Origin of the sequence: Delftia sp. WSY_16, from assembly GCF_043104415.1 — a bacterium.
GTDB classification, from domain to species: Bacteria; Pseudomonadota; Gammaproteobacteria; order Burkholderiales; family Burkholderiaceae_C; genus Comamonas; species Comamonas tsuruhatensis.
The window spans coordinates 645,677-659,655 of sequence record NZ_JBICKS010000019.1; the positions used below are offsets into that span (position 1 = coordinate 645,677).

Annotated in this window: 15 protein-coding genes; all 15 read right to left on the bottom strand. The window is 65.9% G+C overall.

Translation table 11 applies throughout. From position 1 onward, the window contains the following. Nucleotides 1-85: 85 nt before the first annotated feature. Nucleotides 86-841 (bottom strand): ABC transporter permease, encoded by a 756-nt coding sequence (locus ACF8O7_RS12370; protein WP_016445581.1) that lies wholly within the window; start codon nucleotides 839-841, stop codon nucleotides 86-88. Then, nucleotides 838-1,767, bottom strand: coding sequence for an ABC transporter ATP-binding protein (locus ACF8O7_RS12375; RefSeq protein ID WP_013800798.1), 930 nt, complete (start codon nucleotides 1,765-1,767; stop codon nucleotides 838-840). The genes ACF8O7_RS12370 and ACF8O7_RS12375 overlap by 4 nt, the downstream gene beginning before the upstream one ends. A gap of 73 nt (nucleotides 1,768-1,840) precedes the next feature. Next, nucleotides 1,841-2,128 carry a lipid asymmetry maintenance protein MlaB gene (locus tag ACF8O7_RS12380; RefSeq protein ID WP_016445580.1) on the bottom strand — a complete coding sequence of 96 codons (288 nt, stop codon included), beginning with the start codon at nucleotides 2,126-2,128 and terminating at the stop codon, nucleotides 1,841-1,843. A gap of 20 nt (nucleotides 2,129-2,148) precedes the next feature. Beyond that, complete coding sequence (locus tag ACF8O7_RS12385) at nucleotides 2,149-2,790, bottom strand: phospholipid-binding protein MlaC (RefSeq protein ID WP_016445579.1); 642 nt, start codon at nucleotides 2,788-2,790, stop codon at nucleotides 2,149-2,151. Nucleotides 2,791-2,905: 115 nt separating this feature from the next. Next, entirely contained in the window at nucleotides 2,906-3,706 is an 801-nt protein-coding gene (locus ACF8O7_RS12390) for a VacJ family lipoprotein (RefSeq protein ID WP_046239369.1), read from the bottom strand. Then, nucleotides 3,703-4,188, bottom strand: a complete 486-nt coding sequence (gene mlaD, locus ACF8O7_RS12395; protein WP_016445577.1) for an outer membrane lipid asymmetry maintenance protein MlaD — start codon at nucleotides 4,186-4,188, stop codon at nucleotides 3,703-3,705. The genes ACF8O7_RS12390 and mlaD overlap by 4 nt, the downstream gene beginning before the upstream one ends. A gap of 43 nt (nucleotides 4,189-4,231) precedes the next feature. Beyond that, nucleotides 4,232-5,014 carry a lipid asymmetry maintenance ABC transporter permease subunit MlaE gene (mlaE, locus tag ACF8O7_RS12400; protein WP_016445576.1) on the bottom strand — a complete coding sequence of 261 codons (783 nt, stop codon included), beginning with the start codon at nucleotides 5,012-5,014 and terminating at the stop codon, nucleotides 4,232-4,234. Then, a complete protein-coding gene (locus ACF8O7_RS12405) occupies nucleotides 5,011-5,850 on the bottom strand; it encodes an ABC transporter ATP-binding protein (RefSeq protein ID WP_034364774.1) in 840 nt (279 codons plus the stop codon). The genes mlaE and ACF8O7_RS12405 overlap by 4 nt, the downstream gene beginning before the upstream one ends. A gap of 218 nt (nucleotides 5,851-6,068) precedes the next feature. Beyond that, complete coding sequence (locus ACF8O7_RS12410; protein ID WP_392406271.1) at nucleotides 6,069-6,857, bottom strand: amino acid ABC transporter ATP-binding protein; 789 nt, start codon at nucleotides 6,855-6,857, stop codon at nucleotides 6,069-6,071. After that, complete coding sequence (locus ACF8O7_RS12415; protein ID WP_012207336.1) at nucleotides 6,838-7,491, bottom strand: amino acid ABC transporter permease; 654 nt, start codon at nucleotides 7,489-7,491, stop codon at nucleotides 6,838-6,840. Before ACF8O7_RS12415 ends, ACF8O7_RS12410 begins: the two co-directional genes overlap by 20 nt. A gap of 131 nt (nucleotides 7,492-7,622) precedes the next feature. After that, complete coding sequence (locus tag ACF8O7_RS12420) at nucleotides 7,623-8,429, bottom strand: amino acid ABC transporter substrate-binding protein (RefSeq protein ID WP_016445573.1); 807 nt, start codon at nucleotides 8,427-8,429, stop codon at nucleotides 7,623-7,625. A 208-nt stretch (nucleotides 8,430-8,637) separates the two neighbouring features. After that, nucleotides 8,638-10,011, bottom strand: coding sequence for an exopolysaccharide Pel transporter PelG (pelG, locus tag ACF8O7_RS12425; protein WP_016445572.1), 1,374 nt, complete (start codon nucleotides 10,009-10,011; stop codon nucleotides 8,638-8,640). Further along, nucleotides 10,011-11,567 (bottom strand): GT4 family glycosyltransferase PelF, encoded by a 1,557-nt coding sequence (gene pelF, locus ACF8O7_RS12430; protein WP_392443423.1) that lies wholly within the window; start codon nucleotides 11,565-11,567, stop codon nucleotides 10,011-10,013. The genes pelG and pelF overlap by 1 nt, the downstream gene beginning before the upstream one ends. Next, on the bottom strand, nucleotides 11,564-12,586 hold the full coding sequence (locus ACF8O7_RS12435; protein ID WP_392443426.1) for a hypothetical protein: 1,023 nt from the start codon (nucleotides 12,584-12,586) through the stop codon (nucleotides 11,564-11,566). Before ACF8O7_RS12435 ends, pelF begins: the two co-directional genes overlap by 4 nt. Beyond that, entirely contained in the window at nucleotides 12,579-13,958 is a 1,380-nt protein-coding gene (locus ACF8O7_RS12440) for a PelD GGDEF domain-containing protein (protein WP_016445569.1), read from the bottom strand. Before ACF8O7_RS12440 ends, ACF8O7_RS12435 begins: the two co-directional genes overlap by 8 nt. Nucleotides 13,959-13,979: the final 21 nt, after the last annotated feature.

A 13,979-nucleotide genomic window follows, 5' to 3' on the forward strand; every position in this document is an offset into this window, starting at 1 on the left:
GGCGGCGGCGCCGGGCGCCGGCCGCCTGTTCATGGGTGGGTTCGAAAATGCCGGCACAGCGCCCGCCGCAGCCTGAGAAAAAACCTCAGCCGCGGATCTTGTAGCCGATGCGCAGCAGATGCACGGCCAGGGCACTCACTGCCAGCCAGGCCGAGCCGACGATGGCCAGGCTGACCCAGGGCGATACGTCGCTCTGGCCGAAGAAGCCGTAGCGGAAACCGTCGATCATGTAGAAAAACGGGTTCAGATGGCTGACTTTTTGCCAAAAAGGCGGCAGGGACTGGATCGAATAGAACACGCCCGACAGGAACGTCATGGGCATGATCAGGAAGTTCTGAAAGGCCGCCATCTGGTCGAACTTGTCGGCCCACAGGCCGGCGATCACACCCAGCGTGCCCAGCAGCGCCGCGCCCAGCAGGCCGAAGACCAGAATCCACAGCGGTGCCGTGAACTCGGGAATGGCGAAGTACAGCGTGACGACGAACACGCCCGCGCCCACCAGCAGCCCGCGCAGCACCGACGCTCCCACATAGGCCCCGAACCAGGCCCAGTGCGACAGCGGCGTGAGCAGCACGAAGACCATGGAGCCCATGATCTTGCTCTGCACCAGGCTGGAGGAGCTGTTGGCGAAGGCGTTCTGCAGCACGCTCATCATCACCAGGCCAGGGATCAGGAAGGCCGTGTAGCTGATGCGGTCGTACACAAGCACCCGGCCTTCGAGCACATGGCCGAAGATCAGCAGATAGAGCACGGCCGTGAGCACGGGTGCGGCCACGGTCTGGAAGCTGACCTTCCAAAAGCGCAGCACTTCCTTCTTGAGCAGGGTCTGCCAGCCGTTCATGCCGAAGCTCCCTGCGAAGTCTGTCCCTGCTCATTCATCACATGGATGAAGACGTCCTCCAGATCGGCGCGGCGGATTTCCACGTCCTCGGGCACGACGGAGCCCTCGCGCAGCGCGGCGAGCAGGCGCTCCACATCGCTGGCGTCGTTGGCGGGTATCTGCACGATGCGGCCGGTCACCCGCGCACGCGCGGCCAGGGCCGGCGGCAAGGCGGTATCGGTCTTGAACTGCAGCACGTTGGAGGAGGCGGACTTGAGCAGATCCGACATGGTCGAGAGCTTGACGATGTTGCCCTGCTTGAGCATGGCCACGCGGCTGCACAGCGCCTCGGCCTCTTCCAGGTAGTGGGTGGTGAGCAGCACGGTATGGCCTTCGCGGTTCAGGCGTGCGATGAAGTGCCACAGCGTCTGGCGCAGCTCCACGTCCACGCCGGCCGTGGGCTCGTCGAGCACGATGATGGGCGGCTTGTGCACCAGCGCCTGGGCCACCAGCACGCGGCGCTTCATGCCGCCGGACAGCTGGCGCATGTTGGAGTTGGCCTTGTCGGTCAGCCCCAGGCTGTGCAGCAGCTCGTCGATCCAGTCGTCATTGTTCCTGACGCCGAAATAGCCGGACTGAAAGCGCAGCGCCTCGCGCACATTGAAGAAGGGATCGAAGACCAGCTCCTGCGGCACGATGCCCAGCTTGCGCCGGGCAGCCGAGTAGTCGGCATGCACGTCGCTGCCCTGGACCAGCACGCGGCCGCTGGTGGCGCGCGACAGGCCGGCCAGGATGCTGATCATCGTGGTCTTGCCAGCGCCATTGGGACCGAGCAGGCCGAAGAACTCGCCCTCCTCGATGTCCAGACTCACGTGGTTGAGCGCCTGGAAGGCCCCCTTGGGGGTCTGGTAGGTCTTGGAGATGGATTGGAATGAGACGGCAGACATGCGAGGCGCGATTCTAGGCCCTTGCAGCCAAACCTGCCTTGCAGGGCTCTTTGCAGCGGCGCGCTGCGCCGGCTCAGGAGGGGGAGGATGCGGCCGTGTCGGCCAGCAGCCCGTCGACGCCATACAGCGCTGCCATGGACTGCAGGCCCTGCGGCAGGCCCACGACCACCAATTGCTTGTCTGCCGCCTTCGCGGTGCGGCGGCAGGCCAGCAGCACGGCCAGTGCGGACGAGTCGAAGACCTCGACACCGCTGGCATCGACACGCACCTGGGCGCCATCGAAGGCCTGCACCTGGGGCCGCAGCTGCACGAGACAGCTGCGCGCCTGGCGGTAGGTCAGTTCACGGGGGAGCTGCAGCATGGCGCGTGCGTCCGCGGCTGTCAGCCCTTGGAGGGCGGCGTGGCCGGCATCTTGCTGCGCGTGGCCAGGGTCTCGATCAGGCCGTCGATGCCGCGGGCATTGATTTCCTGGCTGAACTGGTTGCGGTAGGTTTCCACCAGCCACACGCCCAGCACGTTCAGGTTGTAGATCTTCCAGCCGTCGCCGGACTTCTCGAGCCGGTAGTCCAGCTGCACGGGCTCGCCGCGGCCCAGCACCTCGGTGCGCACCAGCACATCGGTGTCGCCGGCTGCCGCGCGCAGGGGCTTGACGTTGATGGTCTGGTTGCTGACCTGCGTCAGCGCGCCCGAATAGGTGCGGATCAGCAGGGCCTTGAACTCGGTCTCCAGCTTCTCGCGCTGCGCAGGCGTTGCCTGGCGCCAGGCCGGCCCCACCGAGGCGGAGGTCATGCGGCGGAAATTCACATACGGCATGACCTTGTCATTGACCAGCGCATTGACCTTGGAGACATCGCCCTCGCGCAGCGAGGGGTCCTTCTTGATGGTTTCCAGCACGTCGGTGGAGACACGCTTGATCAGCGCATCGGGGGTCTCGCCGGCTGCGCGGGCCGGCAGTGCCGCGCCAAGGGTTCCCATGGCCAGCATGGCTGCAGCGGCAGCGCTCCAGGCACGTCGATTGATCATCACTCTTCCTTTCCCAGCAGGGCCTCATGCCCCGGACCGGGTTGATATTGCACATTTTTCCGGCCGCGCCATGTCAGGCAGCGGCCGTTTTTCATCTCGGGATGTTACGAACTGCTTACTTCGCGCCGTCTTCGGGCGGCAGCTTGCCGGCATCGTCGTCGTAATCCTCGATGCGACCGTCATCACCCGACTTGCCACGCCGCAGGTTCAGGTAGACATCGCGCGTCAGGCTGTAGCGGTCGAGCGCGACGGAGTCCAGTGTGTCGGAGGCATTGAGCAGGCGGGCACGTGTATCCACCAGTCGCAGCACATACAGGCTGTTGCGAACCGGGATGTCGTTGATCGCCGACATGGGGTTGCCCCAGGCATCCACCGGAAGAGCCGCCGTGTCACGCACCGTGGACGGGCCCAGCAGCGGCAGCACCAGGTACGGCCCGGTGGGCACGCCCCAACGACCCAGGGTCTGGCCGAAGTCCTGCTTTTGGCGCTCGATGCCGGCCTCGCTGGCGATGTCGAGCAAGCCGCCCAGGCCGAAGACCGTATTCACCGAGAACCGCACGACGGAGTTGTAGGCGCCTTCGGCCTGGCCCTGCAGCGCGTTGTTCACGAAGGACCAGACATCGCTGAGGTTGGAGAAGAAATTGCTCACGCCATCGCGGGCCAGACGCGGAGTGACGTCGCGGTAGGCCGTGGCCACCGGCTTCAGGACGGCACGGTCCAGGCCGTCGTTGAACGAGTAGACGCTGCGGTTGAACGGCTCGAACGGGTCCTGGGGATTGCGGGCCTCGCCCGGCGCGGTGGCGCAGCCGCTGAGCAGCGAAGCGGCGGCCAATGTGCCCAGCATGGCTGCGCGCTGCCAGGATGCTGCCTGGACTGCAGGGCGACCCACGGTCGCCTGTTCATGGTTGGTTGTCATTCTTTGCCTCCTGCACCGGAGCTGCCACCCTGCTCGGCCTTGCCGTAGAGGAACTGTCCGATCAGATTTTCCAGCACAACGGCCGACTGGGTTGCGACGACGCGGTCGCCATCCTTGAGGTTGTGGTCATCTGCGCCGGCTTCGATGCCGATGTACTGGTCGCCGAGCAGGCCGCTGGTCAGGATCTTCAGGGAACTGTCCTTGGGAAACGCGTAGCGGTTTTCCATGGCCATGGTCACGCTGGCCTGAAAGACCTGATCGTCGAAGGTGATGGATTCCACGCGGCCCACGACGACGCCCGCGCTGCGCACGGCCGCCTTGGGCTTGAGTCCGCCGATGTTGTCGAAGCGCGCGGTCAGCGTGTAGGTTTTCTGGAAGCTCAGGCTCAGCAGGTTGGCCGACTGCAGCGCCAGGAACACCAGCGCCGCAGCGCCGATCAGCACGAACAGTCCGACCCAGACATCACTCTTGGATTGCTGCATGGTTTGTTTTTCCTTGTTTTGCGGGGGTGGCTTCGGCGCCGTGTCAAAGGCTGAACATCGTGGCCGTGAGCAGGAAGTCCAGCCCCAGCACGGCCAGCGAGGCCATCACCACCGTGCGCGTGGTCGCGCGGGACACGCCTTCGGGCGTGGGCTTGGCTGCATAGCCCTGCAGCAGCGCGATGAAGGTCACCGCCACGCCGAACACCAGGCTCTTGAGAACGCCGTTGCCCAGGTCATACCACCAGTCCACGCCGTTTTGCATCTGGCCCCAGAAGGCACCGCCATCGACGCCGATCATGACCACGCCCACCAGCCAGCCGCCGATCACGCCGACGGCGCTGAAGACAGCGGCCAGCAGCGGCATGGCGATCAGGCCGGCCACGAAGCGCGGCGCCAGGATGCGGCGCACGGGGTCCACGGCCATCATTTCCATGGCCGACAACTGCTCGCCGGCCTTCATGAGGCCGATCTCGGCCGTCAGCGCCGTGCCGGCACGGCCGGCAAACAGCAGCGCCGTGACGACGGGGCCGAGCTCGCGCACCAGGGAGAGCGCCACCAGCAGGCCCAGCGCCTCGGCCGAGCCGTAGCGCTGCAGGGTGTAGTAGCCCTGCAGGCCCAGCACGAAACCGACGAACAGGCCGGACACGCCGATGATGGCCAGCGAATAGTTGCCCAGGAAATGGATCTGGTCGCCAATCAGCCGCGGCCTGCCCAGCGCCGGCCCCATCAGCGCGAGCAGGCGGCCGAACAGGCGGGTGCCCATGCCCAGCTGGGTCAATTGGTGGCGCACTGCCGCGCCGATGCGAGCGGGATGCAGCCGGTTCATGCGCGCCTCCGGCCGTTGGCCTTGACCGGGCTTTCAGGCGTGCCGAAATCCTCTTCGGCACTCACGCCGGGGTAATGGAAGGGTACGGGGCCGGTGGCGCGTGCGTGGATGAACTGCTGCACCAGCGGATCGGGATTGGCCTTGACTTCCTCGGGCGAGCCCTGGGCGGCGACACCGCCGTTGCCCAGGATGACCACATGGTCGGCCACATGGAAGGTTTCCTCCACGTCATGGGACACCAGGATGGAGGTCAGGCCCATGGCGTCGTTGAGTTCTCGGATCAGTTGGGCAGCGGTGCCCAGGGAAATGGGGTCCAGCCCGGCGAAGGGCTCGTCGTACATGACCAGTTCGGGGTCCAGTGCAATGGCCCGCGCCAGCGCCACGCGGCGGGCCATGCCGCCCGATATCTCGCTGGGCATGAGGTCGCGCGCACCGCGCAGACCCACGGCATGCAGCTTCATGAGCACGATGTCGCGGACCAGTTCGTCGGGAAGGTCGGTGTGCTCGCGCAGCGGGAAGGCCACGTTGTCGAACACGCTCATGTCGGTGAACAGGGCGCCGAACTGGAACAGCATGCCCATGCGCCGGCGCGCAGCGTACAGGCCCGCGGCGTCCATGGCGGTGACGTCCTTGCCATCGAACAGCACCTGCCCCTGCTGGGCATGCTGCTGGCCGCCGATCAGGCGCAGCACGGTGGTCTTGCCCCCGCCCGATGCGCCCATCAGGGCCGTGACTTTGCCGCGCGGCACCTGCAGCGACAGGTCGCGCAGGATCACACGCTCGCCATAGCCGAAGGTGACGTTGCGCAACTCCACGAAAGAGGCGGTTGGGATCATGCTGTGGTGCGGTCGATAAATGTTCGCAGGCAAGCCCGCTATTGTGCAGACAGGTGCCGCTGCTTGCTCACCACCGACCGAGATAAACATACATCCGTGTATGTTTCTCAAAAAGTCATGGCAGAAACCGCCATAAAAAAAAGAGCATGCTTTGCTTGCTACACAAGCGTTGCACGCTCTCTGGACCTGGGGAAAATCCGGACTGGACAGATGTTTTTTTACAACATGTTCTGCAGGAATGCCTGGGTCCGTGTGTGCTGCGGCGCCGCAAAGAATGCTTCCGCAGGGCCTTGCTCGACGATCTCCCCCTTGTCCATGAAGATCACGCGATTGGCCACTTCACGGGCAAAGCCCATCTCGTGGGTCACGACCAGCATGGTCATGTGCTCCTGCGCCAGCTCGCGCATGGTGCGCAGCACCTCGCCGGTCAGCTCGGGGTCCAGCGCGGAGGTGGGCTCGTCGAACAGCAGGATGTCGGGCTCCATGGCCAGGGCCCGGGCAATGGCCACGCGCTGCTTTTGCCCGCCCGACAGACGGTTGGGATAGGCATCGCGCTTTTCCAGCAGGCCCACCTTGTGCAGCAGCGCCTCGGCCTTGGGCACGATCTGCTCGCGCCTGAGGCCCTTGACGACGATCGGCGCCTCGATGACGTTCTCCAGCACCGTGAGGTGCGGGAACAGGTTGAAGGACTGGAACACCATGCCCATCTTGCGGCCGATCTGGCGGATCTGCGCCTCGGGCACGTAGTGGGCGCGGCCGTCCGCGCCGCTGTCCACCAGCACTTCGCCTTCAACGGCGACACGGCCGCTGTCAATGGTTTCCAGGTGGTTGAGGCAGCGCAAAAAGGTGCTCTTGCCCGATCCCGAGGGACCGATGATGGCCACCACCTCGCCACGCGCCAGCTCCAGCGAAACGCCGCGCAGCACCGGCACGCCGCCAAAGCCCTTGCAGATGTTCTGCGCCGAGATCATGGTCTCGGGCGCGTTATCACGCGTCGTATTTGGCATGGCGTTTTTCTAGGTATTGGAAGATCCAGGTCAACACGAGAGTCATGACCAGATAGAAGCCTGCGGCCACCACGAAGGGCGTGATGGTGAAATCGCGCTGCACGATGCCGCGCGCCGCGCGCAGCAGATCGTTCAGGGCCAGCACGTAGATGAGCGAGGTGTCCTTGACCAGGGTGATGGTCTCGTTGCTCACAGGCGGGATGATGCGCGCCCACATCTGCGGCAGGATGATGCGGCGCATGGTCTGGCCGTAGCTCATGCCCAGCACCTTGGCGCCCTCGTACTGGCCGCGGTCCACGGACTGGATGCCCGCGCGGAAGATTTCGGCGAAGTAGGCGGCGTAGTTCAGCGCGAAGGCGACCACGGCGGCCGGGAAATCGGGCAGGCGCACGCCGATCACGGGCACGAAGGGCAGCGCGAAGTAGATGAACAGCATCTGCAGCATCAGCGGCGTGCCGCGCATCAGCCAGATGTAGCCGCCGACCAGCCGGCTCAGGGCGGGAAAGCGGGAGATGCGCATCAGCGCCAGCGACAGTCCCAGGGGAATGGACAGCGCCAGGGTGATGACGAAGAGCTTGAGGGTGACCAGGGCGCCAGCGGACAGCGGCCCCATGAGCGAGATTACATATTCCATCGAATGGCCTCAGTGCGGTGCGCGGCCCCGCCGGCATCGGCAGGATCCGGGCAGCCACGGGCGCGTGCGTCCCAGAACGCAAAAGACCGGCAATGCCAGGCTGGCCTTGCCGGTCGCATGGTGTGCCGGATTTACTTGATGATGTCCTTGCCGAACCACTTGGAGGCGATTTCGGCGGCCTTGCCGTCCTTCTTCATCTCGGCCAGCGCGGCTTCAAGCTTGCCCAGAACTTCGGTGTCTTCCTTGCGCAGGCCCACGCCGTAGTCCTCGGTGCCGAAGTTGTCCTCGAGCACCAGGTACTCGCCAGCCTTCTTGGCCACGTGGAAGCGCCCCACGACCTCGTCGACCACGACGGCGTCCAGGCGGCCGGCCGACAGGTCCATCAGCGCGGTGATGTTGTCGCCGAAGGTCTTCAGGTCCTTGAAGCTGGCGGCCACGGCGGCGTCCTTCTTGATGGCGTCCACGGCCGAGCTGCCATCCTGTGCACCCACGACCTTGCCGGCCAGGCCGGCCTTGTCCTTGATGTCGGAGTCGGCGCGCACGATGATGATCTGGTGGTTCTCCATGTAGGGCGCGGTGAAGGCGATGTTCTTCTTGCGCTCTTCGGTGATGGTCAGGCCGTTCCACAGCGCGTCGACGCGCTTGCCGACCAGCTCGGCCTCCTTGGCGCTCCAGTCGATGGGCTTGAAGTCCACCTCCACGTTCATGCGCTTGGCGGCTTCACGCGCCATGTCGATGTCGAAGCCGACGATCTCGTTCTTGTCGTCACGAAAGCCCATGGGCGGGAAGTTGTCGTCCAGGCCGATCACCAACTTGGTCATGGCTGCCGGCACGGGGGCGGCAACCGGCGCGGCGGCGGTCGATGCGGACTCGTTCTTGCCGCAGGCTGCCAGCAGTGCAGACAGGGCCACCATGGCCAAGAGGGTGCGTTTTTTCATGGCTTAAAGCTTTGGAGTGGAAAAAGCGAAAGGCGGCGGCCGCTGCACGCAAGGTGCGCAATCGTTGTAATGAATGGTTCCTTGGCGGAACCTTTGTCTCGGTTGGGTGCCGGCGCCGAATCCCGTATTGTCGCGCAGACCGGCGCCCCCCGCCAACACGCTGGATCAAGACCGTGCAAATCGGCAAAGGGCGAGAGATGCCTGCCGGTCACTGCAGCATGAAGGTCTTGTACTCGAGCCGGTTGAGTTCGCGCGAGAGCATGAACAGGCCCACGCACAGCGTCACCAGCATGGCCAGGCAAAAGCCGTAGCCATAGAACGCGGCGCCCAGCGCCAGCGAAATGCCCGTGAAGGCGATGTTCAGCACCACCAGAAGCAGGCACAGCATGAAGACGATGCGCCGCTCGTCCAGATAGAAGAACACGTTGAGCACGGCCATCACGCCCACCTGCAGCCCGGCGCCGACCACCTGCACATGCAGCAGCGGCAGGTACAGCTGGGAGATGCCCAGCAACTGCAGGATGGCCGGTCCGGCCACCAGGGTGACGAGAACGGCCAGCGTCTGCACCTTGGCGATCTCGCCCAGGCCCGCCTGGATGGCGTAGACCATTTCGTTGCGCATGGACTCGATGTACTCGAGCGATCCGCCGCCGCGCACGGCATCGAAGAACTTGTCGTAGTACTCGACGAAGTCGGTCTCGATGCGCACCAGAAAGACCGCCATGCCCGGGATGATGGACAGGTAGGACAGGAACACCGGCAGGTCGTAGATCAGCGAGGCCCTGAGCCCGCCGATGATCTGCTGCGAGGTCGGCGGGTAGTACCAGAACATGAACTTGTCGATCCAGATGCCCAGGTTGTAGAGCACGCCGATGGCGATCAGCGCCGGAAAGATCAGCGAGCGCTGCGTGAAGTCGAAGGCGATCCAGCGCTTTTGCAGCGGAAAGCTGCGCAGCACGATCAGCCACATGCCGGCCAGCAGCAGCACGTGGCCGATCACGAAGCTGGCCAGCAGCCCTTCCAGCCCCCAGTACCGCAGCGGCAGCGCCAGCAGCACGATGAGCAGGTAGGTGGCGCCGAACAGCCCGGCAATGGCCCGGTAGTGCTTGAGGCCCGACAGCAGCACGGTCATGACCCAGACCACGCACATCAGCGTGAAGCCGGCCAGCATCAGCACGCGGTACAGCAGGCCCTGGCCCGGCAGCACCACGAACAGCGCCAGCGTGCCCAGCGCGCTGGCCGTGGCCACGACCACCAGCAGCAGGCCATGCAGGTTGGGCAGGATGCTTTCGTCCTTCTTGAGGAACAGCTGGTCCGAGACAAAGCGCGTGAATGCCAGCTGCGCCGCCCCGGTCAGGATCAGGCTGCTGGCCACCAGGTAGGTGACCGAGGTCTGGAACTGCGTGACCAGCAGCGGCGGCGCCACTACGCTGACGCTGAACACCCCCACCAGCAGGATGCCGATGATGGAGAACACCCACGGCCCCGAGCCGATCACGCCCGCATAGGCGTAGGCCTGGAGCACGCTGGTCAGCGTGTTCTTGCGCAGCAGGTGGCGCAGTTCGAATCCAATGCCGGCCATCAGTGTTTTTCCTCGGACTGTTGCAGCGCCCTGTCATAGACCTGCCTGTAGCGCTCGAACAGCAGCCGGTCGGAGTAGTAGCGCTCCACGCGCGCAATCCCGGCCGCGCTGGCGGCCTGCCATTGCCCGGGCGATGCCAGCAGCTCCAGGCAGGCATCGGCCAGTGCCTCGGGGTTGGCAATGCCGACCACGCGCCCGCACGAGCCCAGGGCCTGGTCCTCGGGCCCCAGCCCGTCGATGAGCTGGCGGCACGAGCCCACGTCGGTGCTGACGACGGGCACGCCGGCGGCCTGTGCTTCGAGAATCACCAGGGGCAGCGCCTCGCTGATGGACGACAGCACGACCACGCCCACCTTGGGCAGCAACTCCTCCACCTTCTGCATGCCCAGAAAGCGTACGTTGGCCTGCAGGCCCAGGCTGTCCACGAGGTTCTGGCATTCATCGGCATAGGCCGGGTCTTCGGCCGTGGGGCCGGCCACCCAGGCCTGGGCCTGGGGCATCCGGTTGACCACGCGGCGCATGGCGCGGATGAAGGTCTTGATGTCCTTGATGGGCACCACGCGGCCGATCAGGCACAGCACGGGCGGCGTCTCGGCCGGCCGTTGGGTGCGCAGCGGCGCAAAGCGCTCTATGCGGATGCCGTTGGGAATGCTGACCGTGCGCTCTGCCGCCGCGCCATCGGCCACCTGGCGCAGGCGGTTGTTCTCGTACAGCGCAATGATGGGGTCGGCCGCGCCATAGCAAAAGCGCCCCATCCAGTCGAAAAACCGTATCCACATCTGCCGGAAGAACGACACCTCCATGGGGTCGCGCTGGAAGATGTTGCGGTTGTCGCGTATCCAGGTGCTCTGCAGCAGGTCGATCTGCCGTTCCTTGGTGTAGATGCCATGCTCGGACAGCACCAGCGGCAGGCCGCGCGAATGGTGCAGCAGCCCCCCCAGAAACCCCGCATAGCCCGTGGAGACCGTGTGCAGCACGCGCACCGGAATCAGCCCGTGGGCGATGCGCGCCATCAGCCACAGCGGCTGCAGCATGATGCGCACGGTCCAGAAGAAGTCCACGAACGATGGATCGGTGCAGTGGCGCCGGTAGCTGTCGCGGATCAGGTCCCAGGCGAATTCGCTGTGCAGGAAATCCTCCAGCGGCAGGCTGCCGCCGGGCTGCAGCTCCAGCGCAATGGAGCGCATGGCCGCCAGCACCTTGGCCCGGCTTTCGGCACTGCCGTCATGCGCCTCCAGCGCACCCAGGAATTCCTGGGCCTTGGCCAAGGCTTCGGGATGGCCGCGCGAAGGGGCGGGCTGGATATTGGAGTGCAGCGCGTCAAACAGGTAGTGCTGCTCGAAGTGCACCACGTTGGGCGGCAGTGCGTAGCGGAAATCGCCATAGTCCTCGCGCCGGCTGCCCAGGAAGACAATGGCAAAGCGGTGCTCGGGATAGGCCTGCAGGATCTGGTTGACCCAGCTGGACACACCACCGCTGACATAGGGGAAAGTGCCTTCCAGCAGCAGCGCGATGTCCGCATTGGCCGCCGTGGGGAACTGGCTCGCACGGCTCATGAGGCACTCCAGTAGCGGATGCTGGGCTTCAGGCGCGGCAGGGCTTGCTCGATGTCCAGCGAACGCATCAGGGCCTGCGCCCTGGCGAATTCGCGCCGATCGAACAGCAGCTCGGCCTGGTAGGGCACGACGCGTGCCGGCTCCATGCCCAGCGCCAGCGAGCGCTCATAGCAGGCCAGCGACTCCACCGCCCTGCCCTGCATGTGCAGCAGCCGGCCACGGCGCAGCAGCAGCAAGGCGTTGTCGGGCCGCTGAGCGAGCACCAGGTCGCAGTAGTGCAGGGATTGCTTGATGGCGTGGTCGCGCACATCGCCCTGCGCCACGCCCTGGTAGACCAGCTCCGCGTAGAGGTCGGTCAGCGCCCGCGCCGCCTGCAGGCCACGCGGCCCGTAGGGCGCATCGCCCTCGGACTGGCGGGCATGCTCGAACAGCTGCAGCTCCTGGTGGATGGTCTTGCTGATCTCGCGCTCCTTGGCGTCCAGCATGCTGTAGGCCAGCAGGCGCAGGTCCTCGCTGGAATCGCCCAGCGCCGTGCGCAGCATGGGCGAGGCAATGCGCCCCGGAACGCTGCCCAGCGCCACCATGGCTCGCATGCGCGAGGCGACGGGCACATTGGGATTGGCCAAGAAGGACTGCAGGCCCGCCTGGCGGCGGCTGGTGCCGGACTGCTGGTGCGGGTCGAAATCGGGCAGGGGCATCACCGGAAAGCGCTGGCCACCGCGCGGGCCGCGCTGCGTGTGCAGCGCAATGGTGGCCACGACGGCGCCCAGGATGCCGGCCACCGGCACGGCATAGGCAAACAGCCCCATCAGCGCCACCAGGGCCAGGCGCTGGCGCACCGACCTGGCCGAGGTGGCCAGGAACGGCGCCAGGCACAGCGCCAGCAGGCCGCTGGCCAATCCATGGGCCATGAGATAGCCCAGCAGGGCGGCGTCCGACTGGCTGCGCAGCAGCCACAGGCTGCTCCAGGAGGCGATTTCCGCGGCCAGCGCGCCCAGGGCCAGCTTGAGGTTAAGCATGGCCCTGCCCCATCTGGTGCAGCCGCTCCAGCACGCTGATGGCCGAGCAGCGGTCCAGCAAGATGGTGCGCGGGAAGATGCCCGCATCGGCCAGCGAGGCCACGCCGCGCTGGGCCAGCCAGGCCTCGATGCGGTTCAGGTAGCCCTCGGCCGTGGCGTTGGTGCCCAGCGGCATGAAGATGGCCAGCAGCTGCCGGCCATCGCGTTCCTGCAGCCAGGAACGGTCCAGCATGCGCTCCAGCCGCATGATCTGCTGGGCCATCTGCGCCTGGACGGCCGATGGCGACAGCTCCAGCGCCACCACCACGCTGCTCAGGCGCGCGCTGCGGTTCACATGCTCCATGCGCTGCACCTCGAAGGCGAAGTGCGGCGGGCAGTCGGGATAGGCCTGCAGCAGCGGTGCGGCCAGGCTGTTGGCAGCCACGCTGTCGGTGTAGTAGCCCAGCAGCAGGTTGATGGTCTGCAGCGCTTCTTCCTGCAGTGCGAAGAAAGGCATTTCCTCGACCAGCAGCAGGCCGTAGATCTCGCCTTCCAGGTCCAGCATGGGCGCCACGACGATGTACTGCGTCTGCTGGCCTTGCGCCATGCTTTGCGAGATATGGCACAGCACATGGCTGTCCAGCGCCTGGCGCACCAGCGGGTCATGGACATGGATGGGCCGCTCGCCGCCCAGCTGGGCAATGGGCGTGGGGTCCAGCACATCGTTGCGCACGGGCACCAGGCTGGCCACGCTGATCTGGCTGAAGCGCGCCAGCAGGTTGAGCAGGCTTTGCGCATCGCCCTCGGCGCCGCTGAGGCCGCTGAGCACGTTGATGGCGTCGCGCATGGACACGGGACGGCCTATGAGCTCCTGCTCGAGGCGGTCATGCGACAGGCGCAGCAGGTAGTGCTGGCGGATCAGCTGCTCGGTGCGCTGGTCCATGTAGTTCTGCGCCGTGCGCGCACGGCGTATGCGCGCGCGCCACAGGCTGGAGATCTCGCCCACGACCATGACCAGGATCAGGCCGCCCAGGAAATACTGTTCGGGAAACAGCGACAGATCCCGCTGGTTGACGCCCAGCCATGCCAGCAGCAGCACACCGGACGCCGACAGACCGGCAACGGGCCCGTAGCGCAGGGCCACGACCACGGGCGCCAGCCAGGCCCAGGGAAACTCCGCCTCCACCCACAGGGGGTTGGCGGGGTTGGCCCACATGCCGACCAACAGGGCCAGCAACGGCAAAAGCAGCGTCTCTCCCACCACCACCCAGGGCTTGGCGCTTGTCTGCACAAGCAGGCCCAGGGGCGAACCCCTGAATTCCGCGGCAATGCCGGCTCGGCGCGGTGCATCGGGATGCGGTGCCGCCTTGGGCGTGGTGGCTTGGTCTGGCATGGAAAATCGTTCCTCGATGCG